Source organism: Methylobacillus glycogenes JCM 2850 (genome assembly GCF_000617925.1).
Taxonomy (GTDB): Bacteria; Pseudomonadota; Gammaproteobacteria; order Burkholderiales; family Methylophilaceae; genus Methylobacillus; species Methylobacillus glycogenes.
On sequence record NZ_BAMT01000003.1, the window covers coordinates 1 to 25,627 of the forward strand.

Below are 25,627 nucleotides of genomic sequence, written 5' to 3' on the forward strand. Positions count from 1 at the left end.
GCTAGGCGCCCCACATAACGGCCCAGACACTAGCGACAACATCATTTGCCTTTGCCCGAATCATCATGTGATGTTTGATTTAGGTCTATTTGCCATCAATGATGACCTAAGTTTATTGGGTGTTGATGGAAAGCTCAAAACCCATGTTAAACATCCTGTATCAGTTGACCATATCCGTTATCACCGCGAGCATTTTTACCGAAATTTGGATGTTTAAAAGTACTCACCGAAAACAAATGTCTGCAAAATAAAACGCGGACAATCCATATGGTGTTGCTCTTACGCGTTTTGTGTGGTGATTTTAAGAAAGTTAGAAAAACAAAGTCGAGTCAAGCGCCGTCTAAGTAGAGAGGTTGTTGATTGTATGGCAGAAGAGTTGCTGTATATAAGGGCACGGCAGGGGAGGTTAGGGCGTGGTTGATGGCAATTAGTGCTCATCTATGTGAAGTCAGGATAATTCTAGGGGCTACTATCAGACTAGTAGAAATGACAAAGGGTTACGTGAATTACGTAACCCTTTGTTTTGTCTGGTGGGGCATGTAGGGGTCGAACCTACGACAAACGGATTAAGAGTCCGCTGCTCTACCAACTGAGCTAATGCCCCCAATCGAGAGGCGCAATTATGCTGAGATTGGCCCCCAGTGTCAACTTGAAACTGTAAAATATATCGAGTAAGTTAACTTTTTTTCAAAATCCTCCCCCGAAAGAGCACATGTCTATACAAACAATTTCCACAAAGCCCTTTCAGGACCAGAAGCCTGGCACTTCTGGGCTACGCAAACGCGTGACTGTTTTTCAGGCCGCACATTATCTCGAAAACTTTGTACAAAGCATTTTTGATGCGATTGCCGCACCTGCTGGTGCCACGCTGGTAGTGGGTGGCGATGGCCGCTATTACAACCGTGAGGCAATTCAAGTCATTCTCAAAATGGCAGCCGCCAACGGCTTTGGCAAGGTGCTAGTGGGTCAGGACGGTATTCTCTCCACACCTGCCGCCTCTTGTGTGATTCGCAAGTACCAAACCTATGGCGGCATTATTCTTTCTGCCAGCCACAACCCAGGTGGGCCAGAGGGTGATTTTGGCATCAAGTACAACACCGCCAATGGTGGCCCGGCACCGGAGAAGGTGACCGAGGGTATTTTTGCGCGCAGCAAGAGTATTAGTGCATACAAGATTGTGGATGCCGCGGATGTAGCGCTGGATGTGCTGGGTACAACAGAACTGGCGGGCATGCAGGTGCAGGTGATAGATGCGGTGGCGGATTACGCCGAGCTGATGGAAAGCCTGTTTGATTTTGCTGCTATACGCCAATTGCTGGCATCGGGCTTCCGCATACGTTTTGATGCTATGCATGCAGTGACTGGCCCTTATGCGCGTGCCATTCTGGTGGATAAGCTGGGGGCAGAGGCGGATGCGGTGTTGAACGCCACACCGCTGCCAGATTTTGGTGGTGGTCACCCCGACCCTAACCTGACTTATGCGCATGATCTGGTGGAGATTATGTATGGCGCAGATGCGCCTGACTTTGGTGCGGCTTCTGATGGTGATGGTGACCGCAATATGATTCTGGGTCAGCGTTTCTTTGTCACGCCTTCTGACAGCCTGGCCTTGATGGCAGCCAATGCGCGCCTGGTGCCCGCTTATGCCAAGGGCATTGCGGGCGTGGCGCGCTCCATGCCTACCAGCGCTGCTGTAGATAGGGTAGCGGAAGAGTTGGATATACCCTGCTACGAAACACCCACGGGCTGGAAGTTCTTTGGCAATCTGATGGATGCAGGCAAGGTAACGCTGTGCGGCGAGGAAAGCTTTGGCACAGGCTCTGACCATGTGCGCGAGAAAGACGGGCTGTGGGCGGTACTGTTCTGGCTCAATATTCTGGCCATCAAGCGCCAGCCTGTGGAAACGCTGGTCAAGCGCCACTGGGCGCAGTTTGGCCGCAATGTTTATTCACGTCATGATTATGAAGAATTGCCTAGCGATGTCGCCAATGCGCTGATCACGCATGTGCGTGACAGTTTCACTACGCTGGTGGGCCAGCGCTTTGGCAATTACGAGGTGAAAACCTGTGATGATTTCAGCTATACCGACCCGGTGGATGGTAGCGTTAGCCACAAGCAGGGCGTGCGCATTCTGTTTGTAGATGGCTCACGCATTGTGTTCCGCCTCTCGGGCACGGGTACTGAGGGTGCTACCCTGCGTATTTACCTGGAAGCCTATGAAACCGATAGAACCAAGCATGATCTGGATGCCCAGGATGCGCTGGCGGAGATGATTACTATCGCCGACCAGATTACCGGGCTGAAGCAACGCACTGGGCGCGAACAGCCGACTGTGATTACCTAAGCCGTTTGTAATAACGCTGCCCGGCTTGAGTCGGGGCAAAAAATGGCCGCTGACATCTTGCTGATGCAGCGGCCTGTTTTATTGCCTTAAAGTGCTAGGCTGAGTGTTTACAGCCTCATTCTTCCAGCTGGGTAATTGTCATTTTGCCCTGAAACAGCCGCACATCCATGCGTCCGAGGAAAGACATGCCCAGCAACACATCGCCATCCAGCCCAGGCGCGATCACGGCAGAAACATTGCGCGCCTTGACGCCGCCAATTTGCACGGTGTCCAGACGCGTCATATAGGCACAGTATTGCCATTGGCGGTAGAGGTGCGTATGGCCTGCTGGCTCTTGATCTGCAACTGGTCGGCCACACGCTGTGAAATAGCCACGCCTGTGGCACCCGTATCTACCAGCACATCGACCTTGATGCCATTGATCAAGGCCTCGGCACGATAATGCCCGTCACGACCGCGTTGCAGGGTCACGTTATGGTCGTTGCCCAGCACCGCAATCTTGTTAGGGTTGAGGGCGCTATCTGCGAGTACATAGAGTCCGCTGGCCAGTGCCAGCCAGACAATCACCCACACCAGTTTGCTGACGTTCATATTGCCTTGAGCATCAGAAGGGCAACTTGGCCTCTGGTGCTGCAGCCAGAATAACCTCGCGGAAGCTGTTCTGTATGCGCTTGAGCGCTTCTACATTGTCCGCCTCAAAGCGCAGCACAATCACCGGGGTGGTGTTGGATGGGCGCATCAAACCAAAGCCATCGGCGTATTCCACACGCAAACCGTCTATGGTCAGCACATCGTCAGCATCATCAAACTTGGCGGTGGCTTGCAGCTGGCTGATCAGCGCATGCGGCTCGCCTTCCTTCATATTGATGTGCTGCTCAGGCGTGCTGACGCTGTCTGGCAGGGCATTCAATACCTCGGAGGGGTTGTCGAATTGGCTGAGGATTTCCAGCAGGCGTGCACCTGCATACAAGCCATCATCAAAGCCATACCAGCGCTCCTTAAAGAACACATGGCCGGACATTTCGCCCGCCAGCGCGGCGCCAGTTTCCTTCATCTTAGCCTTGACCAGAGAGTGACCCGTTTTCCACATCAGCGGATTGCCGCCGCGTTGCTTGATCCAGGGCGCGAGATTACGTGTGGATTTCACATCGTAGATGATGGTGGCACCCGCATTGCGCTTCAGCACATCTTCGGCAAACAGCAGCAGCTGGCGGTCAGGGTAAATAATGCTGCCATCCTTGGTCACCACACCCAGGCGGTCACCGTCACCGTCAAAGGCAAAGCCCAACTCGGAGTTGCCATCTATCAGGTTGGCAATCAGGTCGGTGAGGTTTTCCGGCACGGAAGGGTCTGGGTGATGGTTTGGGAAGTTGCCATCCACCTCGCAGAACAATTCTTCCACCTCGCAGCCCAGGGCGCGATATAGCGTGCCAGCAAACGCACCAGGCACACCATTGCCGCAATCCACGGTCAGCTTGAGTGGGCGCTTGAGCTTGATATCAGAGGCAATGCGCTCAATGTAGGCGGGGGCAATGTCAAAGCTGCTTTCCTGGCCCTGGCCGTGCACAAAGTCATTATTGTCTATGCGCGCGCGCAGACGCTGTATGGTGTCGCCAGACAGGGTTTCGCCCGCTACCACCATTTTTAGGCCGTTGTAATCAGGCGGATTGTGGCTGCCAGTGACCATTACGCCTGAACCCGTTTCCAGATGGTAGGCGGCGAAGTACACCATGGGGGTAGCCACCAGGCCCAGGTTGATCACATCAATACCGCTCTTCATGATGCCACGTGCCAGCGCTGCGGCCAGCTCAGGGCCAGAAAGGCGGCCATCATAGCCTACGCAGATGCTGCGCTGCTGCTTCTCTACCGCTTCAGAACCTATGGCCTGACCAATGGCCTCAACGATTTCAGGCGTTAATGTCTTGCCTACGATGCCGCGTATATCGTAAGCCTTGAAGATTTCTTTCGGCGCAATCATGAGAGTCCTTATCTAGAGTTTTTAGTAATGTGTGTGCTTCTTGCGCTGTGCGCTTATTCTGCTTCTTCTATCCAGGCCAGTTGTATGGCCTCGAGGATGCGCTCACCGCACTTGTTTGGGTCATCGTTAAAGCCATCCAGCGCAAGTATCCAGGCCATCAGGTCGGTAAAGCGTACGGTTTTGGGATCCACGTCTGGATATTGATCGTAGAGCTCCTCGGCTATGCGTTGACTGTCAGTCCATTTCATGGGATTTCCTTATTGCAGGCTCAGCCTGACGTTTTAACTGATTTTTGAGAAACTTTAAAGATGCTTGGCACGGACATACTGATCCGGCCAGGGTAAATCGACATGTAATTCCTTGGCGGCACGCATGGGCCAGTGTGGATCACTCAGCAATACGCGTGCCAGCAGAATCACATCGGCCTGACCCGTAGCAAGAATATGCTCGGCTTGCAGAGCTGAGGTAATAATGCCCACCGCACCGCTGGCAATGCCCGCTTCCTTACGTATCCGCTCGGCAAATACGGTCTGGTAACCCGGCCCGGCGGGAATTTTGGCGTCCAGCACCAGGCCACCGCTGGAGCAATCGATCAGGTCTATGCCTAGGTCTTTAAGCCAGCGTGAGAGCTGTATGGATTGTTCTATATCCCAGCCGCCTTCTACCCAGTCTGTGGCCGAGATGCGCACCAGCATGGGCTTGTCCGCTGGCCAAAGCGCGCGCAGATCGCGCGCAATTTCCAGCACCAGACGACAACGGTTTTCCAGGCTGCCGCCATATTCATCTGTACGCTGGTTGGAGAGTGGCGAAAGAAACTCATGCAAGAGGTAGCCATGGGCACAATGCAGTTCCAGCACCTCAAAGCCTATGGCCAGCGCGCGCTCGGCGGCAGCATGGAACTGCGCGCTGATTTCCTTGATACCGTCTTTATCCAGGGCAATAGGCACCGCGTGCTGCGGGGTAACAGGGATGGCCGAAGGCGCTACCGTCTGCCAGCCGCCTTGATCTGCACTGAGAAAATGGCTATCGCGCCAGGGCACATCGCAAGATGCCTTGCGTCCGGCATGGCCTATCTGTATTGCTGGAGTGGCACCCTGGCTACGGATAAAGTCCACCACGGGTTTGAGCGCCTCAGCATGTTGGGGCGACCACAAGCCCAGGCACTTTGGCGTAATCCTGCCTTCAGGCGAAACTGCGGTCGCTTCCACCATCACTAGCCCCGCACCACCCACGGCCAGGCCGCCTAGATGCACCAAGTGCCAGTGGTTGGCCAGGCCATTTTCGGCAGAGTACTGGCACATAGGTGCAACGAAAATCCGGTTTTTGATCTCGGTGCCGCGCAGGCATATGGGGGTGAACAACTGGGCCATGATGTTGATTCCTGGTTTCCTGGGGGGTAGTAGCTAAGCCTAAGCGTTAAAGCGGTTTAATCATGCCTTATTCACTGAAAATAGGGATGTCGGCAATGCGCGGCTGCCAGAGAGCGGGTCCGGATTCATGTACTGAATGACCCTGGCTATCCACGGCCACCGTCACTGGCATATCTTCCACGGTGAATTCATAAATCGCCTCCATCCCCAGTTCGGGGAAAGCCACCACGCGTGAGGCTTTGATCGCCTGCGAGATCAAATAAGCCGCACCGCCTATCGCAATCAGATATACCGATTTGTGTTCGCGGATTGCTGCCACCGTGGCCTCGCCGCGTTCGGCCTTGCCTATCATGCCCAGCAGCCCGGTCTTGGTCAGCATGGTGTCGGTAAACCTGTCCATGCGCGTGGCTGTAGTCGGGCCGGCCGGGCCTATGATTTCATCGCCCACCGGGTCTACCGGGCCTACGTAGTAAATAAAGCGGTTGGTGAAATCCAAGCCTTCTGGCATGGGTTCGCCGCGTGCAATCAAATCGATAATGCGCTTGTGCGCGGCATCGCGCCCGGTGAGCAGCTTGCCGGAAAGCAAGAGCTTTTCACCGGGCTGGAAGCTGGTAATGTCTTCACGGCTGAGCGTATCAAGGTTCACCCTGCGCATAGGCGTGCTGGCGTCCAGCACTATCTCAGGCCAGTCTTGCAGACGCGGCACGGGCAATTGGGCAGGGCCGCTGCCATCCAGCGTAAAGTGCACATGGCGTGTGGCAGCGCAATTGGGGATGATGGCGACTGGCAGCGAGGTGGCATGAGTGGGCGCTTCCAGAATCTTCACATCCAGCACCGTGGTCAGGCCACCCAGGCCTTGCGCGCCTATACCCAGGCGGTTCACTTTCTCGTAAATTTCCAGCCGCAGTTCCTCGGCGCGGCTTTGCGCACCCCTGGCCTTAAGTAGCTGAATATCAATAGGCGCAAACAAGGACTGCTTGGCCAGCAGCATGGCTTTTTCTGCCGTGCCGCCTATTCCTATGCCCAGCACACCGGGCGGGCACCAGCCAGCGCCCATTTCCGGCACGGTTTGCAGCACCCAATCCACTATGCTGTCTGAGGGCTCTAGCATGGCCAGTTTGGATTTGTTTTCTGAGCCACCCCCCTTGGCGGCGATATGAATTTCCACCGTGTTGCCGGGCACTATTTCCACATGCACTACAGAAGGCGTGTTGTCGCGCGTATTGAGGCGCTTGCCTGCGGGGTCACTCACTATAGAAGCACGCAGGCGGTTGCTGCTGTCGGTGTAAGCGCGGCGCACGCCTTCATCCACCATGGCTTGCAGGCTCAAATCCGCCTGCCACTGCACGTCCATACCTACGGAGATAAAGGCCACCACAATCCCTGTGTCCTGGCACAAAGGGCGTTGGCCCTGAGCGCAAAGGAAAGAATTGATCAGAATTTGGCCTATGGCATCACGCGCAGCAGGGGAGGGTTCGCGCTGCCAGGCTTGGTGCATGGCCGCAAGAAAATCGGGCGAGTGATAGCAGGCAATGTATTGCAATGCCTGGTGAATACTGGAGATGAAATCTTCCTGGCGGATGCGGGCCATGCTGAGCAGTGCGGTAATTGATTAGGGGATAATTATACCCCGCGCCGCCAGGCCTGACGGTAGGGATGACAGAGGAAAACAGCGCAAAAGCGGAAAAGACCGCCAGCCACCATCATTCCAGCGGCGGTGGCAGGCGGGAGAGAGTCTGCTACAAGAGATGGTAACCATCTCAATATAAACCCTGAGCAACTGTCATGCCAATTGGTTACTTGTTTTAAATTCAATGGCTTATTTTTAGGTGTGTATCGCGGCCTGGCTGCAAGTGACCACTTTGGTGGTTGTACCTTTGGCTGCTGGTTGTGGCATGAATCATTTTCATGGGCGTTGAAACTGTTTCAAAGCTGAGGCGGGCTGAACATGTTAAAATCCTGCCCATTCATCATCATTCCGAGATATCGAACATGTTTAGCACGGCCAAAAACCTCAGTGTTGTTGATCCAGATTTGTGGAAGTACGTAGAAGCAGAGCGCAATCGCCAGGATGAGCACATCGAGCTGATCGCCTCTGAAAACTACACCAGCCCTGCGGTCATGCAGGCGCAAGGTTCGCAACTGACCAACAAATATGCCGAGGGTTATCCTGGCAAGCGCTTCTACGGTGGCTGTGAGTTTGTTGACGAAATCGAGCAACTGGCGATAGATCGTCTCAAAAAGCTGTTCGGTGCCGAGTATGCCAACGTGCAGCCGCACTCCGGCTCCCAGGCCAATCAGGCCGTGTATTTCTCCATCCTCAAGCCTGGTGACACCGTCATGGGCATGAACCTCGGTCATGGTGGTCACTTGACCCATGGCTCGCCTGCCAACCTATCGGGCAAGCTGTTCAACATTGTGGCTTACGGCCTCAATGACAAAGAAGAAATTGATTACGACGAAATGGAACGTATCGCCGTCGAAACCAAGCCCAAACTGCTGATTGGTGGTGCTTCTGCCTATGCGCTGCGCTTTGACTGGGCACGTATGGCCGAGATCGCCAAAAAGGTAGGCGCGTATTTCATGGTAGACATGGCGCACTACGCTGGCCTGATTGCCGCAGGTGTATACCCCAACCCAGTGCCGCATGCTGACTTTGTGACCTCTACCACCCACAAGACCCTACGTGGCCCACGTGGTGGTTTGATCATGGCCAAGGCCGAGTTTGAGAAATCCCTCAACTCCAGCGTCTTCCCCAGCTTGCAGGGCGGCCCGCTTATGCACGTGATCGCAGGTAAGGCCGTAGCCTTCCTCGAAGCAGCCCAGCCTGAGTTCAAGGCGTATCAGGAGCAAGTGCTGAAGAACGCGGACACCATGGCCAAGACTTTGGCCGCACGTGGTCTGCGCATTATTTCCGGTGGCACCCAGTCACACGTGTTCCTGGTCGATCTGCGTCCCAAGGGCCTGACTGGCAAGGCGGCAGATGCTTACCTGGGCCAGGCGCACATTACCGTCAACAAGAACGCCATCCCTAACGACCCGGAAAGCCCATTTGTGACTTCCGGTATCCGCATAGGCTCACCTGCAATCACCACCCGTGGTTTCAAGGAAGCCGAAGCGGTAGAAGTAGCCAACCTGATTGCCGATATCCTCGACAATCCGACTGATGAGTCCGTGATTGCGGCGACCAAGGCCAAGGTGCATGCCCTGACCTCGCGCTTCCCGGTCTACGGCGCTTAATTGCTGCCAGCAGGCGCACCTGTCACCATGTGCGCCTGCTCAACTTGATCCCCAGTTAATCAGCAGGCCAAAGTCAGAACCAGACCATGAAGTGTCCATTCTGTGGTGCAGACGATACGCAGGTAATTGATTCTCGCGTTAACGAGGAAGGCAATTCCATACGCCGTAGACGCCGCTGCTCGGCCTGCGACAAGCGTTTTACCACCTACGAAACCGCAGAATTGCATTTGCCACAAGTGGTCAAGCAAAACGGCAATCGTGAGGAATTCAATCGCGACAAACTGCTGCTTTCCTTTACCCGTGCGCTGCACAAGCGCCCGGTGCCTACCGAATATGTAGACCGTGCCCTGGAGCACATCGTGCAAAAGCTGCTAGCCAAGGGCGAGCGCGAAATTATTGCGCGCGATCTCGGTGAGATAGTGATGCAGGAGCTCAAGGCCATAGACAAGGTGGCTTATATACGCTTTGCCTCGGTTTACCGTAGCTTCCAGGATGTCACCGATTTCAGTGACGTTATCCGCGATCTGGATTAAAACAGGCCAGCCTGTACCGCGTTACGGTTTTATCACTCTCTAGATTTTGACATTCCCCTTAGCAGCCTTCTGGCTGCTCACAAGTTCTGTGCGCCAGCGCTGCAAGCCGCGCCTGGCTTGTGTCAGGGCTATCCCCGCCTTATCATGCAGCCATCATGAATCAAACTCCCGACTTTAGCGGCGATGATCATCGCTATATGACCCTGGCCCTGCGCGAGGCTGCGCGTGGGCTATATGGCACCACGCCCAACCCCAGGGTAGGCTGCGTCATTGTCAAACAAGGCCGCATCATAGGCCATGGTGCCCATCTCAAAGCGGGCGAACCGCATGCCGAGGTGCATGCACTGCGCATGGCAGGCAGCGAGGCGCAAGGCGCAACCGCCTACGTCACGCTGGAACCTTGCAGCCATTTTGGCCGTACACCGCCTTGTGCCGATGCCCTGGTGCAGGCTGGCGTCAAACGCGTGGTGGCTGCCATGCAAGACCCTAACCCCCTGGTGGCAGGCAATGGCCTCAAACGCCTGGCTGAGCATGGCATAGCGGTGGCGCATGGCTTGTTGCAAGCCCAGGCTGAAGCGCTCAACCCTGGGTTTATCGCACGCATGACACTGGGCAGGCCCTGGCTGCGCAGCAAGGTGGCTTGTAGCCTAGATGGCAAGACCGGACTGTTGAACGGCCAGAGTCAATGGATCACTGGCCCGGAGGCCAGGCAACACATACAGCAGTGGCGCGCGCAATCCTGCGTCATGCTCACTGGCGTAGGCACAGTGCTGGCCGATAACCCTCAACTTACCGTGCGTGATGCAGCCCTGCTGCAAGCGCGCCATGGCGTGCAACCCTGGCGGGTGATTGTGGATAGTGCGCTGCGTACACCGCCAGACGCCCAAATCCTGCACGGGGGACGAGTGCTGATTGCCCATGCCCGTGAAGATGAGCTGCGGCAACAGCGCTTGCAGCAGGCAGGTGCAGAATTGATTTATTTGCCAGCCGCCCAGGGCAGTCCCCATCATCACAGCGTCGATCTGCCAGGCTTGATGCAAGCCCTGGCGCAGCGCCAGCATAACGAAATCATGGTAGAGGCAGGGGCCATACTCAATGGCAGCCTGTTGGCTGCAGGGCTGATAGACGAACTCTTGCTGTACCAAGCTCCGCTATTGTTGGGAGGGCAGGCCAGGGATATGTTTGCCATGCCCGCGCTCACCAGCATGCAAGACAAGCTGCAACTGGAAATACTCGACAGGCGCCAAGTCGGTGTTGACCAGTTCCTGCGTGCGCGGCCCTTATTAGCCACAACTGCTGATTGATAGCCTGCTAGCTCTATACTCATCGATACCTCTATGCTGATCGATACCCATTGCCATCTGGATGCCTCTGAATTTGACGCTGATCGTGCTGATGTGGCGCAATCTGCCTGGGATGCAGGCGTACGCGCCATTGTCGTGCCTGGCGTCATGCGCGCCAATTTCACCGATGTGCTGGCGCTGAGCCAGCAGCATGCACACTGCGCCATGGCCTTGGGCATACACCCCTTATTCGTGGATCAATCGCAGCCTGAGGATATCCAGCATTTGGCACAATGGCTGCGCGCTAATGCCGAGGGGAAACTTCCCCCTGGCATTCAGGATGAAAGTGCTGTGGGTAAAACACCGCGCATTGTTGCCGTAGGTGAGATCGGTCTGGATTTTTTTGTTGAAGGCTATGATCAGGCCAAGCAGGAGTTTTATTTCATAGAACAACTCAAGCTGGCGCGGGAGTTTGACCTGCCCGTGTTATTGCATGTGCGACGTTCTGTGGATCAGGTAATCAAGCAGGTCAGGCGCTTTGGCGTCAAAGGCATTGCCCATGCCTACAATGGCAGCCTGCAGCAGGCAGAGGCCTTGATTAAGCTGGGTTTCAAGCTGGGTTTTGGTGGTGCTATGACCTGGGAGCGCGCCCTCAAGCTACGTAGCCTGGCGCGGGAACTGCCGTTGGAGGCCATTGTGCTGGAGACCGATGCGCCGGATATTCCACCTCAATGGCTGGGGCATCATGGCCGCAACAGTCCAGATCAACTGCCCAAAATCGCTGAGGTTCTGGCTGAGTTACGTGGCGTAGAAACCGCTGAAATCGCCTGTGCCACTAGCAAGAATGCCCTTGACATCCTGCCTTTTTTATCTGAGTTATACACACCAGCTAATGTGTCACATTAAGTTGTGTTAAAAAACGTCAACAATCCAATGACATATAGTAAGTCATTGATTTTAAATAAATAAAAAACAGGTTAAATATTGGGCGTTTGTAAAAAAACCTTACAAAATGGGAAGTTACATTTTTAAGTCACAGCTATCCACACTTTTATCCACAGATTTTGTGGATAGCTCTACAGCCACCCGGGAACTCCTGAGCTTGTCAAGCTGTCATGTGGCGATTTATTGATTGACGGCTGCGCTGTTATCGGTTTCTGGCAGATAGGCAAACATCCATTCACCGTAATATTTCTTCTTGGCAAAGTCTTCATAGGGCGGGGCAAAGTTGCTGGTCTTGAACGGCGCCTGGTCCGAGAGGCTGTAAACCCCCATGATGCCGCCACTGGGCGCTTCCAGTATGCCCCAGCCCTCACGCCCGGTGACCGGGTCTATATACAGCTTGCGCAGATAGCGCTGTGGCACAGGAAAGCGCTCATCCTTGAGCAAGGCCTGTAGCGTGGGCGGAAACTGTTTCACCATGCCTGGAGATTGATTGTAGTAATTGCCTATGGCGCGGCGTATGGTGTCGCCGACCTTGAGCAACTCCTGCTCGCGCTCACGCTGGCGCGCATCACTCCAGCGATTGCCCGCTTCAGCCAGGCCAAAGCCCACCAGCATGATGACCAGCAGCGCACCTATCAGGCTCATGCCACCTTGCTGGCTGCCTCTGGCAGATAGATTGATCAAGCCTGATTGCATATGTCTGCCGCCATCATCATGACCCTACCATTCGGAGAAAAAGCTGCCGTCAGCCGCCATGTCTTCCGAGCCACTGCGTATGTCGTAAACCGTGCCTTTGGCATTGGGGTCGGGCGGCGGCAATAGCAGCCAGGTGTCCTGACGCTCGGTGATGGGGTCTTCCGGCACCTGACGCAGATAACGCGCTTGCACCAGGTCTTCCAGCGCATCCGGATAGCGGCCTCTGTCGCTATAAAACTTGTCTATGGCATCGCGCATCACAATCAGGTCATGTTTGAGCGATTGTTCGCGCGCGCGGTCTATGCTGGAGAAATAGCGCGGCGTCACCAGGCTCAGCAGCGTGGCAATAATTGCCAGCACCACCAATACCTCAATCAGCGTGAAGCCCTTGGTTGTTAGCTTGTGGTCTAGACTAGTTTTCATCGTCTTCACCATTCACGATAGGGCTGCTGGTTAAGCCCGCTCTCGCCAGAGCGTGAGTAAACGTCATACACATCATCGCCCTCGGCGGGTTCTTCAAACGAGCTGGCATAGCTGCGCTTGCCCCAGCTGGCCTCGTTGGAAAGCTCGGGGTCATCGGCAAAAGGGTCGCGCGGAATGCTGCGTAAAAAATAGATTTTGGCCTTGGTCTGCGAGCGCGGGTTTTCCACCCCCTTGACCAGAATCTGCAGATTGGGCGGATAACCCGATTGCCCCGGGCTTTTCTTGATCAGGCCGTCATCCACCGCTTTCTTGTAGGCATCAATCGCATCGCGCAATTGCCAGAGATTGCGCTTCAGCTCCTGCTCCTTGTTGCGTTTGGCCTGGATTTGCATCACGGGCGCGGCCGAGCTCAAAATTAAGGCCAGCAGCACCAGCGTGACCATCAACTCAATCAAGGTAAAGCCATGGCTCAGGCGCAGAGCTTTCATCGTGGGCTATCCGGGCTGGCAATTTCATCCACCGGGCGCATCACAGAACCGGCAAAAGCACGGTCAGCATCGGCACGCTCAGCCTGAATTTCCTGAGGGCTTCTGGCTGGTGGCGCAACTTGCGCCACGCTGCTCGCAGGCTCACTGCTGCGGCCGCTGCGAGTATTGCTGCTACGGTCTATGCCCGCAGAAAACGTGGTGTAGATGGCATCGGCAGGCGTGAGGTTGTTGATGATATGCGGCGTGATCAGGAGGGCGATTTCCTTCTTGCTTTTATCATTGTTGCGGTCCTTGAACAGCTTGCCAACCAGCGGCAGCTTGGAAAGCCCAGGTACGCCATTGCTGACCTTCTGCTCATCCTCGCGCAGCAGCCCGGCAAGTATCTGCGTCTCGCCGTTCTTCAGCCGCAGTATGGTGTTGGCGTTGCGCGTGCCTATGGTGTAAGTCACCGTGCCCGAGCTGGAGGTCAACCTATCAGTCTGGTTGCTGACCTCCAGACCGACCTTGATCGAGACTTCATCCCTGAGCAGTATGGTAGGTTCCACATCCAGCTTGATGCCGACTTCAATATAGTTAACCGTCTGCGAGACAAAACCCGTGGAGTTGGCCACACTGGTCAGCACCGGGATGCGGTCACCCACATGGATCTTGGCTTTCTCGCGGTTTTTGACGCGGATATGCGGGTTGGCGAGCAGATTGGTATCGGTATCCTGCTGCAATAGGTTCAGCGCCAGCACCGGGTCGCTGATGCTGAACACGCCCAGGTTGGAATTGAAGTTCTTCAGCTCATTCACCGTCAGCTTGCCCGGCGACAGCGTAGTCGTGCCATTGACCGTATCACGCCCTTGCACGCCCAGGCTCACCGAGGTGGGGTAGCGTATGCCTATGTTCTCCAGACTACGGCGGTTGATCTCCAGCACCTCCACCTGTAACACTACCTCGGGTTCTGCCATGTCCTGCGACACAATCAGCTTTTCGGCCGTGCGTATGGCCTCGGCGCTATCGCGCATCACCAGGGTGTTGAGCTTCTCGTCTATATAAATGTCCTTGGTCTTGACCACGGTCTTGATCATGGCCATCAGCTTCTTGGCATCACCATTGGCCAGATAAAAGCTGCGCACAAAGGTTTCCTGATATTCCTGGCTGCGGCTCAGGGGGTAAATCAGCAAAGTATTGTCATTGAGGATTTTCTTGCCCAACTGGTTACTGGCCAGAATCACATCGATGGCTTCATTGATAGGCGTATTGCGCAGAAAAACACTGGTGCGTTGCTCGTTGCGCAATTCCTGGTCATAAGTGAAATTGATGCCTGCGGCCTGGGCAATAAACTCAAATACCGATTTCAGCGCCACATCCTTGAACTCAATTGAAATCGGCCGCTTGAAGGCGGCGCGTAACTGCGGCGGATTGCTGACCTTGTCCAGACGCTGACGCTCAATCTGCTCAAACAGCGCGCGTGCGCTGCTGTTGCTGGCATCTTCTGCCAGCACCGCACGCGCCAGGTTTTGCGCACCTTCGCTGTCGTTGTGCTCATACAACTCCTGTGCGCGCTGCATGCTGGCCTGGTGGCTGCTCTCCACGCGCATCTGCTGTATGTCATTGAGTGCGCGCTGATTTTGTCCATCCAGCTCCAGCACTCGCCTGTAGGCCGCGTCAGCCTCGCCCCAGCGCTTGAGTTGCTTGAGCTGGTCAGCTTCCCGCAGTGCGCTTGCCAGATGCACATCCTGCTGCTGCTTGAGCAAGGCGCGGTATTCCGGATTGGCCGGGTAGGCTTGCACCAGTGACTCTAGCGCAGCCATGCCTTGCGCATATTGACCGTCTGCAAGCAGCTGCCGCGCTTGCTGAAACTGCTGGCTGGATTCAGCCTCGCGTGCCTGTTGCGCGGCGCAGGCCGTCATCAGCAGAGTCAGCAGCAATGGCAGGCTGGCCTGGCGCATGGGATTCATCTTCAATTCTGTTCTCCTATCATCAAGGGCACATCCATCTGCATGGCCTGGTAGCGCATGACCATGGTGGTGGGGGATATGCTTTTCACCTGCCAGCCTGCACTACATCGCCACGCTTGACGCTGTAGTTCTGTTCGCCAGCAGAAATAAACACGGTGTACTGGCCGTTATCCATGAGCTTGCCGGCATAGCTGAAAGGCAGGGGCGGGATTTCCATTACCTGCTGGGCCGCTTGCAAGGGCGCGGCTTCTGCCGCAGCCAGTGGCTTGTTGCCCTGGAAGGGATCATGCAGTTGATTGCTCGCGTCATTCGCCTCAACACCTTCCCAGCGCGGCCGCTGCAACTGGCGGGTATCCAGCGGGTTGTCTGCGGCGCTATGGTGGTCGGGCAGGGTCAGTGCAGCCAGCTGTATGCGCTGCTGTGCGGGGGCATTGGCTAGGGTGCTATCTGGGGTACTGGCAGCCGGACGCGCAACAGCCGCATCATTGCCTACCGCCGCCACGGCGATGTCCTGATCTTCATCCTCAGTCAGCGCAGTCCAGATCGTGGCCAGCACGCTCAGCGCCAGCACCGACCAGAGCACAAGCTGGCGCGAATTAAAGCCAGATTTCATAGCCTCTCGGCCTTGGCGCTAGTTTGCGAGGTTGGTTGCGAGGTTGGTTGCGCGCCAGTTTGCAAGTTATTGTTCAAGCCTGCTTTCTGGCCAGAGTCCAGGTACAGCGTCAGCCTGAGTTTTGCTTCAACTTCTGCCTGGGCCTGGCCTGGGCCTGCATTGACCTCATCTTCCAAGCGCTTGAAATTGATCTCGTTGAGCGCCAGCGCTGGCGTGCTGTTGAGGGCGGCCGCCATAAAACGGCGTATGTCGCGGTAACTGCCACGCAAGGGAATATTGAGCTGGTAGCGCGAGAAATGCGCAGCCGTCTCACGTTGCAGGCTGTAATCGACTTTTTCCGGTGCCAGCCCATGGTGTTCGGCCAGTTGCAGTAGCTGGCTCAGCAAGGCGTTGGCCTCCTGCTCTGCGGGTAGAAATTGGTAAAAGGTATTAAGCGAGGCCTGCGGTGAGCGGTCTATCCACTGGCCCTGGTGCTGGGGCATGGCCTTGTGCATGGCGGCCACATCACGTTGCAACTGCTGCAATGCCATGGAGCGCGGCCAGGCCAGGCCCAGCGCCAGCAACAAGCTCAGCAGCAGCAGCGCCAGCCCGGCATTGCCCGCCCAGCCCAGATGCCAGCGCAATACCCAGGCCAGACGGCTGACATGGTGTTTGGCCTGTGGTTTTGCCTGTTGTCCTGCTTGAGGTTTGACGTTATCGCGCATAGGAGCTTCATCCGGATTCAGCGTTGTACCCATACAGCCTCCACGATGAAACGTACTGGAGTTTCCTGCCCGGTATGCAGTTCATGCGATACCAGCAGCACGTCGTTGAAAATAGGCTGTTCTGCCAATTGGTGCACATAGGTAAACATATTGACCACCTCGCCAGTATCGGCGCTGATGCGCAGCTTGCGCTGGCGTGGGTTGGGTTCGATGGAGGCCAGGCGTACATCTGGCACGCGCAGGCTTTCCAGCGCCTGGAACAGCTGGGGCCAGGGCAGGGCCAGCTCGTGCATGGCACTTTGCACTGCGCTGATTTCTGCCTGCTTGGCCTGGCTGTCCTTGCTACTGGATTTATTGGCAGATTTGCCAGCAAACTCAGTGCTGCGGGCCTGGCCTGCGGGCGCGCGCATCTGGCTGAGGTCAGTCTCCAGGCGCTGACGTTGCTGTGCCAGCTTTTGCAGGGTCAAGCCCAGGCCAAGTGCGGCGCAGATGCCCAGCACCAGCAAGCTATAGCTGAGCACAGGGGTAGCGGGGCTGGAGGGGGCGTGGTTCAGGGTCAGAGCGCGTAGCATCAATGCCACTCCTTTTTATGCATAGCCGGGTTGTTGATGGTGGGGGTTGCTGCCAAAGGTTCAGCCAGGGGGGGCGTATTGTTGAGAGGGTTGTGCTGGATGTTGTAAATATCACGTCCGGCCAGTTGCAGTGCCGGGCGGGTTTCAGCCGCATAAAACACCACTGGCCAGGCGCTGGTGTCCAGCCCGGCCAGCACGGATTCACGCTCCAGCAAGGCCAGCAACTGGTTGTCGATATCAGCTTCGGCGGCATAGCTCTGCAGGCTTAGCCATTCGCCCTGTTCAATCAGCGCAATAATCAGCTTGCCATCTTCCAGCATCACCATAATCAATGACTCCAGCGCCAGTGCTTTCAGCCCGGGTATGCGCTTGAGCTGACGCCGCATGGAGTTCACGGCCAGCATCAGGTGCGGGTGGATATGGCGCACTGGCATATTGGCCTGCTCAAAGGTCAGCCGCAGTGATTGCAGCAGGCGTTCATCAATGGCGCTGGCGAGGGTGGGCTTGCCGTGGCGCGGGGTGTCAAAGCGCAGGTCCCAGTGGCGCGCAAAATCACCATAGGCCTGGGTAAAGCAGTGGCGCACAAAGCCGCCTTGCTCATCCCGGCTGCTGATGCCCTCATTCCAGGGGATGATGGCGTAATGCGCAAAATGATTGGAGATCACCACCTCAGGGCGGCAGCCTTGCCACTGCGGCTGTTGCAGCAACTGGCTGAGGCTGGCGACAGCGGGCTGCCAGAATTCGCCATAGGCGGCAGCCTGACCCGGCTGCGGCAATAGCGGGTATTCCTCCATCAGTAGCGGGCTAGTGCGTATGCCGCGCTTGAACTTGAGCAGGCTGAGCTTGTGTGGTTGCAAAAAGATGCGTAGTTCATCGCGGCCCACTGGTAACCAGGGCAAGCCGGGCAACCAGGGCGGCAAGCCGGGACTGAACCGTTCAAACAAGCGAGGTAACACGATTGATCTCCTGTAGAGTGGTTTCGCCGCGTTTCACCATGGCCAGCGCAGCCTCGCGCATGGTGCGGGTGCCATTGGCGCGGGCGGCTTCCTTGACTTTGCGCACTGGCTCCCGGGTAATAATCAGTTCACGAATCAGGTCGTTGAACACTAATAACTCGGCAATTGCTTTGCGGCTTTATAGCCAGTGCCATGGCACTGACCACAGCCCTGGCCGCGGCGGAAACGGTATTCATGGGCGCTTTCCGCGCTAATGCCGGATTTGTGCAGCAGGGCAGGCTCGGCTGATCGTCAATCGCGCAGTGCGGGCACAGGGTGCGCACCAGACGCTGCGCCATGATGCCGTTGATGGCCGAAACAAAGCTGTAAGGGTCTACATTCATATTGGTGAAGCGGCCTATGACGTCGAATACATTGTTGGCATGCACAGTCGTCAGCACCAAATGCCCAGTCAGCGCCGATTGCACGGCAATCTGTGCGGTTTCAGCATCGCGGATTTCGCCCACCATGATCTTGTCCGGGTCATGGCGCAAAATGGAGCGCAGGCCGCGCGCAAAGGTCAGGCCTTTTTTCTCGTTAACCGGAATCTGCAACACTCCAGGCAGCTGGTATTCCACCGGGTCTTCTATGGTGACAATCTTGTCCTGGCCGTTATTGATCTCAGAAATAATGCCGTAGAGCGTGGTGGTCTTGCCTGAACCAGTCGGCCCGGTTACCAGCAACATGCCGTAAGGCTCCTCGGCCAGCAGGCGGAAGCGTTCCATGATCTCTGGCTCAAAACCCATCACATCCAGGCTCAGGCCCTGCGCCTGATCAGATAAAGCCTTGCGGTCTAGGATACGCAGCACGGCATCCTCGCCATAAACGCTGGGCATGATGGAAACGCGCAGATCAATCTCGCGCCCCAGCGCCATGACCTTGAAGCGACCATCCTGCGGAATGCGGCGCTCGGCAATATCCAGCTCAGACATGACTTTTATACGAGAGATGGCTTGTTCTGCCTGCGCCACGCCACTGATGCCACCAACATGGCTGAGCACGCCATCTATGCGGTATTTGATATTGAGGCCCTGGGCATCGGATTCCATATGGATATCACTGGCCCCAGCTTGAGTGCGTCATACAGCGTGGAGCGCACCAGCCGCACCACAGGCGAAGTGTCCTCGGCAATTGAGCGCAGCGAGATATCCTCTATGCCGCTGCTGGCACCTTGCTCGCTGCCATCCCCGGCTTCCAGACCATCCATGGCACGCATGCCCTGCTCAAAGCGGGTGAGGAAGGCGGCAATATCCTTGCGATGCGCCAGCCCCCAAATGGGTAATGCAGATTGAGCCTGCAAGCCAGCCTGCTGCAAACGCTGTTGCATGCGGCTCACCAGCGCAGTGTCAAACGGGTTGGCCAGCACCACATAAGTCTGCCCTTGGTCATTGAGCAAGATGATGCACTCCTGCTTGCTGGCTTCGGCAAACGGTAACAGCTTGAAATCCGGCTGCATTTCATACAGCGTCAGGATATTGAACACCGGGTAACGCAGCAGTGCGCCCAGCGCCGTGCTAAAGCTTTCTGCCTCCAGGCCGGAAAGGTTTTCCAGCACATCCAGCAGATGTTGCTGACCTTGCTGCGCCAATTGGCGTGCCTGCTGCACCTGCGCTAGAGAAAGAGTAGGGTTAGGGGTAAGCGTGGGCGCCTGTCCAAGGCCGGGTGCTTGATCAAGCATGGGATCTACCGATTGCCCCACCAATTGCCCTACCACTTGATCCACCGCCTGATTCATTGCAGGCTCCCGGCCAGGTCAAAAATAGGCATATACATCAGCACCACCACAATGCCTATGATCAGGCCTATCACCACCATCAATAGCGGTTCCAGCAGGCGCGTGAACCAGTCCACGGCCCTGGCAATTTCCTCGTCATAAAAACTGCCTATGCGTTCCATCATTTCGCCCATACGCCCGGTGCGCTCGCCCACGCGCAGCATGCGCAGGGCGATGGAGGTGGTCATGCCATGCGTTTCCATGGCGCTGGACAAAGGCTTGCCCTCACGGATGTCATGCTCGGCCAGCCCCAGACTGTGACGCAGCGCAGGCTGCAACAGCGAGCTGACCATCTGCATGCCAGTCACCAGCGGTATGCCACCCTGCAACAGCATGCCCAGCGTGCGGTAAAAACGCGCCAATTGATAAATACGCATGGTCTCGCCCAGGGCGGGAATTTTCCACAATTGGCGCAGCAGTAAACGCCGCACGGCGGGGCGGCTGAGCACTACGCCCAGGGTCACCGCTACTACAAGCGATACCATCAGTGCAGCCTGGCCATGGTCATGCAGCAAGCGTCCCCAGGCCAGCAGCATTTGCGACATCCAGGGCAGGTCATCGCCCGCACTCTCGTAAATCACACTGAAGCGCGGCACCACATAACCCAGCAGAAACAGCATCACCAGCCCGCCCACGGCAATCAGCAGCACGGGGTAGATAGAGGCAGTGACGATCTTTTTCTTCACCGTATCCAGCTGGCCCTGATAAGTCACATGCCGCCCCAGTGCCTGCACCATGTCACCAGTACGCTCGCTGCTACGAATCAACGCGACGTACAAGGGAGGGAATGCCGCAGGAAAGCGTTCCAGCGCGCTGGATAAAGGCAAGCCTTCATAAAGCAGGGCCATGATCTGGTTCAACAGCGTGCGTGATTCGGCATGGGCTTCTTTCTCGGCCAGCGCTTCTATGGCCTCAACCAGGCTCAAGCCTGAATCCAGCAGCGCGACCAGCTCTTGGCTGAACAACATCAGGTTGAAGCGTGATTTGCGTAAGCCGCCCGCCATGGCCGACACCCCGCCCAGGCTGCGCGTGGCCAAAACGCTGTAACCCTGGGCTTCGGCCTGTAGCTGGGCCTGCAAGCCATCGCCTGCCTCCAGCGTCAATGAGCCGACCTCGTTACCCCTGGCTACTTTTAACTCAAATTTCATGCGCTACCCCTGTCCATCCTTGCTCTACCGGTTTTGCTTGGCGACCACTGCAGCAGCGCTATTGCCAGCTGACAATATCGGCGGCATCGTCCTGGCCGCCAGCCTGACCGTCCTTGCCAAACGACCACAGGTCGTAATCGCCATGTTCGCCCGGCGAGCGGTATTGGTAAGGCTTGCCCCAGGGGTCTACGGGCAGCGCTTTTTGCAGATAAGGGCCGTGCCAGCGTGATTCGTCAGCCGGGGCCACATTGAGCGAGGTCAGGCCCTGCTCGCTGCTGGGGTAACGCCCGGTATCCAGACGGTATTGATCCAGCGCCTTGCCCAGCGCCTCTACCTGCGCCTTGGCAGTCTTGCTTTCGGATTTGCCTATCTGGGCAAAATACTTGGGGCCTACATAACCCGCGAGCAGGCCGATAATGACCATGACCACCAATAACTCCAGCAGGGTGAAGCCAGTCTGGCGCAGAGCTTGGAAACTAGTTTGGGCACTAGTTTGGTCACTTGCTTGCTCAGTAGCCTGCTTGGAGCTTGAGCCATGATGGCGGTGAGTAAAATAGGGCATATGGCCTCCGTCTAACATGGTTGGAAAAAACATAATCTGTGCTGCGTGACTCATGGTTGTGCGGCAATCTTGGTTTTAGGCGCACTGACTTCTTTAGCCGCGCTGATTTCTTTAAGTCCACTGGCCTCTGGCGGCGCAAAGCCGGGCAGGCTGAGTTCAATCAAGGGTGCTCTATCAGCCTGACGCAGGCGGATCAGGTCAGGCAGGGTTTGTGGCTTACCCGCCGCGCAAGCGGTTTTGATATACAACATGGGTGAGACCGGGTGCTTGGGCAGGCCGATCTCGGTAGTGAAGTTGACCCAGTTGCTATCCAGTGCGGCAAGCTGCTCTGTATTGATGGCTGGTGTGGCCTGTGCGGCCAGCGGCGGCAGTCTCAAGCTATTGCCAGCCTGATAGCTCACAGCGCTGAAACTACGCCCCACGCGATAGACTGGCCTGGCCTTGCTGGCATGCTGGGCGTACGCCACTTCCAGCAGCTTGCCGTCAGCAGCGTCATGGCCAAAACCGCCATGGGCCACATCACTGATGCGGAAATACTGCTTGCCCGGGGTCTGGCTGTCGTAATCGGCATCGGCGCTGGAAAGCGTAATCACACGGCTGCCAAACAGGCATTGCCCTTGCTCATCATTGCGCCAGACCAGTTCACTCACGGTGGCGATTTTTTTATCCTGAAAGCCAGTGTGGGCGTTGTTCATGATGGCCTGGCGCATGGCATGAGCCAGCAGTTCATAGCCGGGCAGCGGGGCTTGCAATTCGCTGCCTACGAAAATGGCGCAGGTGTTGGCGGCATCCGCACTGGCAGGCACGGGAATGGATGTTGTACTGAGTTTTGCGCTGGATTTTTCACTATATTTGGCACTGAACTTTGCACTATATTTTCCAGTGTCATTGCACAAGGTATAGGCGCTGCGGCTGCCATCTTCCAGGCTAAAGCCTTGCAGCGGCAAAGCCACAAATCCGGTGGCGGCGGCAGTGGGCAGCCATATAGTAGTCAGCGCCAGCGTATAAACGAGAGCCAGCGCAGAGACCTGCTTGCAGGTGTTGCGACCTTGGGTGCCATGAGCCTGACGGGTGAGCGGCATCATGCTAGTTCACCGCAAAATACTGGTTAATCTTCACCAGCATGGCTTCGTTAAGCGCACCAGACAGTTGGCGCAGGTTGATGATGTCGTTAACCAGTATGTAGTGCACACGGCTTAGCTCTAGCTTGCTGTTGTAGAGCTTTTGCTGGGCGTTGAGTACTTCAATATTGGTGCGCGTGCCAGCCTGAAAGCCTTTTTGTGTGCCTTCCAGCGCAATCTCGCTGGCCTTGACCGCCTGACGGTAAGCGGCCAGCGCCAGCCAGCCACTGCGTATGCTGTTGAGGGTCTTGCGGGTGTTGGCTTCTACATCACGCGTGCGCAGGTTAAGCATTTCCTGCGCGGCTTCCAGGCGGCTGGCAGCCTGGCGCACGCTGGCGCTGGTGTAACCACCAGTAAACAAGGGCATATTGAGTTGCAGCGCCACGGTGGTGGTGTCAAAGCGCGAGCCCAGGGTGTTATTGCTGTCGTTCTCGCTATAAGAGCGCACACCTACCAGATCCAGCGTCGGGTAATGCCCGGCCCTTTTCTTTTCCACTTCCTGCCGCGCCACTTCCAGCGTCATGCGGGCGGCCTCAATCTCGGGGTTGTGGCCCAGGGCTTCATCCAGCCAAAACTGAGTACGCTCTGCATCTGGCAAATCCAGTTGTATATGTTCAATATCCAGCGGTGCCAGGGCTTGCACTTCTATGCCGCTGATGGTGCTGAGATTTTGCTTGTGCACGGCCAGCATATTGTCGCTGGCAATTAGCTCGGCCTCGGCCAGCCCCAATGCGGCATCGGCTTCATTCACCTCGGTGATGGTGCCCTCGCCATGGTCATAGCGTCTTTGCGCCTGCTCACGCTGCTGGCGCGTGGCGCTGATCTTGCCCTGCAGCATCTGTACTTTTTCCTGCGCGTACAAGGCCTCGAAATAGGCCGAGGATAAACGCGTGATCAGGGTGGAGTTTTCCTTCAGCAGCAAGGCTTCCTTGCTTTTGACGCCCGCTTCTGCGCCGCGCCAGGTGGCCAGGCTTTCCTGATTGAACAGGGTTTGGCGCAGGCTGAGCGAGTAGTTCTGGATATCGTAATTAAGCCGCGATTCCAGCGCGCCTAATGCGGTTTGCGTGGTTCTGTCGGTGACACCATGACCACGGCTGGCACCTAGCTGCACGCGCGGCAGAAACAGCGCACGGCTTTTGTTGATTTCTTCGCGCTCGGCCTCGGTAGTGGCTTCGGCAGCGCGGTACTGCGCGTCATATTGCACGGCTTTCTGGTACAGGCTGAGCAGGCTTTCGGCAGCCTGGGCCGGGCTGGTGCAGCCTAAAGTCAGGCTCAGCATGAGTGCGGGGAGGGGGGCAAAGCGCAACAAGCTTATTCCTCCTTCATGGATGCGGCGATGCGCTTGACCAGCGGATGCAGCAGATAGGTCAGCAAGGTACGCTCCCCGGTGCGTATCACAATCTGCACTGGCATGCCGGGTTGCAGGCGGCGTTGACCCAGGGTCTGCATGCCTTGCTCAGTGATGTTGATGCGCGCCAGATAATAGCTATAGGGCGATTGATTGCCGCTGCCGGGTTCCAGCAGCAGGTCGGTGGAGACGGTCTTGACCTTGCCTTCCAGCAGCAGTTGCGGTGTGTTGGAGAAGCTGGAGAAGCGCACATCGGCATCCTGACCGACATGGATTTTGTCTATCAGGTGCGGTGGAATCTTGGCATCGAGAATCAGCGGTTCATCAGCAGGCACAATGTCCATGATCTTTTGCCCAGGCTGAATCACCGCGCCCAGGGTATGCACTTGCAAGCCTACTACCTGACCGCTGACCGGGGCAGTGACGGTGACGCGCTGCCACTCATCTTTGAGCGGCTTGTATTTCTCGGCATCGGCCTGCACTGCCAGCCTGACCTGGGCCAGTTCGGTTTCAACCTCTTTATGCTCGGCCTGCTGCCGCGCGGTGATGCGCTGCTTGAGTTCGAGTATGGCTTTCTGGCTGCGCAGCAGGCTGGAATCGTTGCTGGCGAGCTGGCCGTAAGCCTGGGCCAGTTTTTGCTCCAGCTCATTCTGCTGGTTGCGTGGTGCATAGCCCTCGCTCACCAGTTGGCGTATGCCGCCTAGCTGTTGCTGCAAGAGTGCAATTTGCGATTGATAGCTCTGCCTTACGCCTTCATAGCCTTCAATCTGCACCACCTGACCTTGTATCGATTCCTGCAAGGCTGCGATATCGGCGGTCAAGGCTTGCAAACGCGCGCGCAGCAATTGCGATTGATTGAGCATCAGCTGCGCCACATAGGGGTCACTGGACTGCTGCAACAGGTCTGCGTGATAGCTCACCTGGCTCAAGCCCTGGTTCTCAGCCACCAAGCGGCTTTCCTGCGCGCGCAGGCCGAGGTAGCGCTGGCGCACTTCGTCAAACCTGGCTTTGCTGGCGGTATCGTCCAGGGTAAACAGCACATCGCCAGCCTGCACGCTCTGGCCTTCATGCACCTTGAGCTCCTTGATAATGCCGCCTGTGAGGTGTTGCACGGTTTTGTGATTACCTTCTACCGTCACCAGGCATCGGTGGGCACCCCTTCATCCAGCGGCGCCAGCGCGGCCCATAGCAAAAAGCCGCCCAGGCCCAGCAGCAACAGCAGCAGGCCGTTGCGCGCTGCGCGCTTATCATTGCGGGCGCTTTCTCCGGGGTGCAGCGGGATAACCTTGGCGTCAGCAGTAGCTGCCGCCGACTTGGCCTCAGCAGCGGCTGAAGTGTGTGGGGGGACGTGTGGCAAAGTGTTTTCAGATACAGACATGCAGTGACTCCTCAGGCAACTTTGCTGACGGCTTGTTGCCGGGCTTGATCCAGGGTGGCCAGCACTTGGTCTCTGGGGCCATACAGGCGCATGGCGCCTTGCTCCAGCACCAGTAACTGGTCGGTGATACGCAGGCTGTGCTGGCGGTGCGAGACCATGACAATGG

The 25,627-nt window shown here is 56.6% G+C and carries 25 protein-coding genes, 1 tRNA gene and 2 pseudogenes; 6 read left to right on the top strand and 22 right to left on the bottom strand.

Annotated features, from left to right (window positions below; genetic code table 11):
* Positions 1–217 (top strand): HNH endonuclease (locus JCM2850_RS20915; RefSeq protein WP_199898264.1); only part of this gene is annotated, 217 nt, incomplete at its 5' end.
* A gap of 311 nt (positions 218–528) precedes the next feature.
* On the opposite strand, the gene JCM2850_RS06070 is transcribed toward JCM2850_RS20915, so the two are convergent.
* Positions 529–604: transfer RNA gene (locus JCM2850_RS06070), tRNA-Lys, on the bottom strand.
* A gap of 108 nt (positions 605–712) precedes the next feature.
* Here JCM2850_RS06070 and JCM2850_RS06075 point away from each other — a divergent pair.
* A complete protein-coding gene (locus JCM2850_RS06075) occupies positions 713–2,344 on the top strand; it encodes an alpha-D-glucose phosphate-specific phosphoglucomutase (RefSeq protein ID WP_025870521.1) in 1,632 nt (543 codons plus the stop codon).
* Positions 2,345–2,459: 115 nt separating this feature from the next.
* On the opposite strand, the pseudogene JCM2850_RS17515 reads toward JCM2850_RS06075, so the two are convergent.
* From JCM2850_RS17515 to JCM2850_RS06100, 5 genes and pseudogenes are all read right to left on the bottom strand, one after another.
* Positions 2,460–2,935 (bottom strand): annotated as a pseudogene (locus JCM2850_RS17515) (retropepsin-like aspartic protease family protein).
* 13 nt (positions 2,936–2,948) lie between these two features.
* Positions 2,949–4,322, bottom strand: coding sequence for a phosphomannomutase/phosphoglucomutase (locus JCM2850_RS06085; protein WP_025870523.1), 1,374 nt, complete (start codon positions 4,320–4,322; stop codon positions 2,949–2,951).
* Between the two features lie 53 nt (positions 4,323–4,375).
* Positions 4,376–4,570 carry a Fe-S cluster assembly protein IscX gene (gene iscX, locus JCM2850_RS06090; protein ID WP_025870524.1) on the bottom strand — a complete coding sequence of 65 codons (195 nt, stop codon included), beginning with the start codon at positions 4,568–4,570 and terminating at the stop codon, positions 4,376–4,378.
* A gap of 54 nt (positions 4,571–4,624) precedes the next feature.
* Positions 4,625–5,692 carry an NADH:flavin oxidoreductase/NADH oxidase gene (locus JCM2850_RS06095; RefSeq protein WP_025870527.1) on the bottom strand — a complete coding sequence of 356 codons (1,068 nt, stop codon included), beginning with the start codon at positions 5,690–5,692 and terminating at the stop codon, positions 4,625–4,627.
* Between the two features lie 67 nt (positions 5,693–5,759).
* On the bottom strand, positions 5,760–7,283 hold the full coding sequence (locus JCM2850_RS06100; RefSeq protein WP_025870528.1) for a fumarate hydratase: 1,524 nt from the start codon (positions 7,281–7,283) through the stop codon (positions 5,760–5,762).
* Between the two features lie 401 nt (positions 7,284–7,684).
* Between JCM2850_RS06100 and glyA the strand changes: the two genes are divergently transcribed.
* From glyA to JCM2850_RS06120, 4 genes are all read left to right on the top strand, one after another.
* Positions 7,685–8,932, top strand: a complete 1,248-nt coding sequence (gene glyA, locus JCM2850_RS06105) for a serine hydroxymethyltransferase (RefSeq protein WP_025870529.1) — start codon at positions 7,685–7,687, stop codon at positions 8,930–8,932.
* Positions 8,933–9,018: 86 nt separating this feature from the next.
* Entirely contained in the window at positions 9,019–9,465 is a 447-nt protein-coding gene (nrdR, locus tag JCM2850_RS06110) for a transcriptional regulator NrdR (protein WP_025870531.1), read from the top strand.
* Positions 9,466–9,620: 155 nt separating this feature from the next.
* Entirely contained in the window at positions 9,621–10,769 is a 1,149-nt protein-coding gene (ribD, locus tag JCM2850_RS06115; protein ID WP_025870533.1) for a bifunctional diaminohydroxyphosphoribosylaminopyrimidine deaminase/5-amino-6-(5-phosphoribosylamino)uracil reductase RibD, read from the top strand.
* Positions 10,770–10,802: 33 nt separating this feature from the next.
* Positions 10,803–11,654 carry a TatD family hydrolase gene (locus JCM2850_RS06120; protein WP_025870535.1) on the top strand — a complete coding sequence of 284 codons (852 nt, stop codon included), beginning with the start codon at positions 10,803–10,805 and terminating at the stop codon, positions 11,652–11,654.
* Positions 11,655–11,873: 219 nt separating this feature from the next.
* Here JCM2850_RS06120 and JCM2850_RS06125 read toward each other — a convergent pair whose 3' ends face one another.
* The 16 genes and pseudogenes from JCM2850_RS06125 to JCM2850_RS22515 all read right to left on the bottom strand — a co-directional run bounded on the left by JCM2850_RS06125 (position 11,874) and on the right by JCM2850_RS22515 (position 25,619).
* Positions 11,874–12,389: a type II secretion system protein gene (locus JCM2850_RS06125; RefSeq protein WP_025870538.1), complete on the bottom strand. Its 516-nt coding sequence runs from the start codon at positions 12,387–12,389 to the stop codon at positions 11,874–11,876.
* 24 nt (positions 12,390–12,413) lie between these two features.
* On the bottom strand, positions 12,414–12,812 hold the full coding sequence (locus JCM2850_RS06130; protein ID WP_199898265.1) for a type II secretion system protein: 399 nt from the start codon (positions 12,810–12,812) through the stop codon (positions 12,414–12,416).
* 5 nt (positions 12,813–12,817) lie between these two features.
* A complete protein-coding gene (locus tag JCM2850_RS06135) occupies positions 12,818–13,300 on the bottom strand; it encodes a type II secretion system protein (protein ID WP_025870544.1) in 483 nt (160 codons plus the stop codon).
* Positions 13,297–15,246: a secretin GspD/PilQ domain-containing protein gene (locus tag JCM2850_RS06140; protein WP_025870545.1), complete on the bottom strand. Its 1,950-nt coding sequence runs from the start codon at positions 15,244–15,246 to the stop codon at positions 13,297–13,299. The genes JCM2850_RS06135 and JCM2850_RS06140 overlap by 4 nt, the downstream gene beginning before the upstream one ends.
* Before the next feature lie 85 nt (positions 15,247–15,331).
* A complete protein-coding gene (locus JCM2850_RS06150) occupies positions 15,332–15,859 on the bottom strand; it encodes a hypothetical protein (protein WP_025870547.1) in 528 nt (175 codons plus the stop codon).
* Complete coding sequence (locus tag JCM2850_RS17520) at positions 15,856–16,596, bottom strand: GspMb/PilO family protein (RefSeq protein WP_025870549.1); 741 nt, start codon at positions 16,594–16,596, stop codon at positions 15,856–15,858. Before JCM2850_RS17520 ends, JCM2850_RS06150 begins: the two co-directional genes overlap by 4 nt.
* Positions 16,581–17,135, bottom strand: a complete 555-nt coding sequence (locus tag JCM2850_RS06160; protein WP_025870550.1) for a PilN family protein — start codon at positions 17,133–17,135, stop codon at positions 16,581–16,583. The genes JCM2850_RS17520 and JCM2850_RS06160 overlap by 16 nt, the downstream gene beginning before the upstream one ends.
* A complete protein-coding gene (locus JCM2850_RS17525) occupies positions 17,135–18,091 on the bottom strand; it encodes a hypothetical protein (protein WP_159105130.1) in 957 nt (318 codons plus the stop codon). Before JCM2850_RS17525 ends, JCM2850_RS06160 begins: the two co-directional genes overlap by 1 nt.
* Positions 18,072–19,808: pseudogene (locus JCM2850_RS17530) on the bottom strand (GspE/PulE family protein). Before JCM2850_RS17530 ends, JCM2850_RS17525 begins: the two are co-directional and overlap by 20 nt.
* Before the next feature lie 53 nt (positions 19,809–19,861).
* The gene (locus JCM2850_RS06175; protein ID WP_025870552.1) at positions 19,862–21,052 is read right to left on the bottom strand and encodes a type II secretion system F family protein; all 1,191 of its coding nucleotides are present in this window, start codon (positions 21,050–21,052) and stop codon (positions 19,862–19,864) included.
* 58 nt (positions 21,053–21,110) lie between these two features.
* Positions 21,111–21,614, bottom strand: coding sequence for a type II secretion system major pseudopilin GspG (gene gspG / locus JCM2850_RS17535; protein ID WP_081774992.1), 504 nt, complete (start codon positions 21,612–21,614; stop codon positions 21,111–21,113).
* Between the two features lie 50 nt (positions 21,615–21,664).
* Complete coding sequence (locus JCM2850_RS06185) at positions 21,665–22,699, bottom strand: hypothetical protein (protein ID WP_036265674.1); 1,035 nt, start codon at positions 22,697–22,699, stop codon at positions 21,665–21,667.
* A 1-nt stretch (position 22,700) separates the two neighbouring features.
* Positions 22,701–24,044, bottom strand: a complete 1,344-nt coding sequence (locus JCM2850_RS06190; protein ID WP_234406125.1) for a TolC family outer membrane protein — start codon at positions 24,042–24,044, stop codon at positions 22,701–22,703.
* Positions 24,045–24,046: 2 nt separating this feature from the next.
* The gene (locus tag JCM2850_RS17540) at positions 24,047–25,222 is read right to left on the bottom strand and encodes an HlyD family type I secretion periplasmic adaptor subunit (RefSeq protein ID WP_234406126.1); all 1,176 of its coding nucleotides are present in this window, start codon (positions 25,220–25,222) and stop codon (positions 24,047–24,049) included.
* The gene (locus JCM2850_RS22510) at positions 25,219–25,461 is read right to left on the bottom strand and encodes a hypothetical protein (RefSeq protein WP_234406127.1); all 243 of its coding nucleotides are present in this window, start codon (positions 25,459–25,461) and stop codon (positions 25,219–25,221) included. Before JCM2850_RS22510 ends, JCM2850_RS17540 begins: the two co-directional genes overlap by 4 nt.
* Positions 25,462–25,472: 11 nt before the next feature.
* On the bottom strand, positions 25,473–25,619 hold the full coding sequence (locus JCM2850_RS22515) for a hypothetical protein (RefSeq protein WP_234406128.1): 147 nt from the start codon (positions 25,617–25,619) through the stop codon (positions 25,473–25,475).
* Between the last annotated feature and the right edge of the window lie 8 nt (positions 25,620–25,627).

What these genes read in the sequence shown, in the direction of transcription:
- JCM2850_RS06075 (WP_025870521.1), top strand. Translation starts at nt 713, where the DNA reads ATGTCTATACAAACAATTTCCACAAAGCCCTTTCAGGACCAGAAGCCT.
- JCM2850_RS06085 (WP_025870523.1), bottom strand. Translation starts at nt 4,322, where the DNA reads ATGATTGCGCCGAAAGAAATCTTCAAGGCTTACGATATACGCGGCATC.
- iscX (WP_025870524.1), bottom strand. Translation starts at nt 4,570, where the DNA reads ATGAAATGGACTGACAGTCAACGCATAGCCGAGGAGCTCTACGATCAA.
- JCM2850_RS06095 (WP_025870527.1), bottom strand. Translation starts at nt 5,692, where the DNA reads ATGGCCCAGTTGTTCACCCCCATATGCCTGCGCGGCACCGAGATCAAA.
- JCM2850_RS06100 (WP_025870528.1), bottom strand. Translation starts at nt 7,283, where the DNA reads ATGGCCCGCATCCGCCAGGAAGATTTCATCTCCAGTATTCACCAGGCA.
- glyA (WP_025870529.1), top strand. Translation starts at nt 7,685, where the DNA reads ATGTTTAGCACGGCCAAAAACCTCAGTGTTGTTGATCCAGATTTGTGG.
- nrdR (WP_025870531.1), top strand. Translation starts at nt 9,019, where the DNA reads ATGAAGTGTCCATTCTGTGGTGCAGACGATACGCAGGTAATTGATTCT.
- ribD (WP_025870533.1), top strand. Translation starts at nt 9,621, where the DNA reads ATGAATCAAACTCCCGACTTTAGCGGCGATGATCATCGCTATATGACC.
- JCM2850_RS06120 (WP_025870535.1), top strand. Translation starts at nt 10,803, where the DNA reads ATGCTGATCGATACCCATTGCCATCTGGATGCCTCTGAATTTGACGCT.
- JCM2850_RS06125 (WP_025870538.1), bottom strand. Translation starts at nt 12,389, where the DNA reads ATGCAATCAGGCTTGATCAATCTATCTGCCAGAGGCAGCCAGCAAGGT.
- JCM2850_RS06130 (WP_199898265.1), bottom strand. Translation starts at nt 12,812, where the DNA reads ATGAAAACTAGTCTAGACCACAAGCTAACAACCAAGGGCTTCACGCTG.
- JCM2850_RS06135 (WP_025870544.1), bottom strand. Translation starts at nt 13,300, where the DNA reads ATGAAAGCTCTGCGCCTGAGCCATGGCTTTACCTTGATTGAGTTGATG.
- JCM2850_RS06140 (WP_025870545.1), bottom strand. Translation starts at nt 15,246, where the DNA reads ATGAATCCCATGCGCCAGGCCAGCCTGCCATTGCTGCTGACTCTGCTG.
- JCM2850_RS06150 (WP_025870547.1), bottom strand. Translation starts at nt 15,859, where the DNA reads ATGAAATCTGGCTTTAATTCGCGCCAGCTTGTGCTCTGGTCGGTGCTG.
- JCM2850_RS17520 (WP_025870549.1), bottom strand. Translation starts at nt 16,596, where the DNA reads ATGGGTACAACGCTGAATCCGGATGAAGCTCCTATGCGCGATAACGTC.
- JCM2850_RS06160 (WP_025870550.1), bottom strand. Translation starts at nt 17,135, where the DNA reads ATGCTACGCGCTCTGACCCTGAACCACGCCCCCTCCAGCCCCGCTACC.
- JCM2850_RS06175 (WP_025870552.1), bottom strand. Translation starts at nt 21,052, where the DNA reads ATGAAATTTGAGTTAAAAGTAGCCAGGGGTAACGAGGTCGGCTCATTG.
- gspG (WP_081774992.1), bottom strand. Translation starts at nt 21,614, where the DNA reads ATGCCCTATTTTACTCACCGCCATCATGGCTCAAGCTCCAAGCAGGCT.
- JCM2850_RS06185 (WP_036265674.1), bottom strand. Translation starts at nt 22,699, where the DNA reads ATGATGCCGCTCACCCGTCAGGCTCATGGCACCCAAGGTCGCAACACC.
- JCM2850_RS22510 (WP_234406127.1), bottom strand. Translation starts at nt 25,461, where the DNA reads ATGTCTGTATCTGAAAACACTTTGCCACACGTCCCCCCACACACTTCA.
- JCM2850_RS22515 (WP_234406128.1), bottom strand. Translation starts at nt 25,619, where the DNA reads ATGGTCTCGCACCGCCAGCACAGCCTGCGTATCACCGACCAGTTACTG.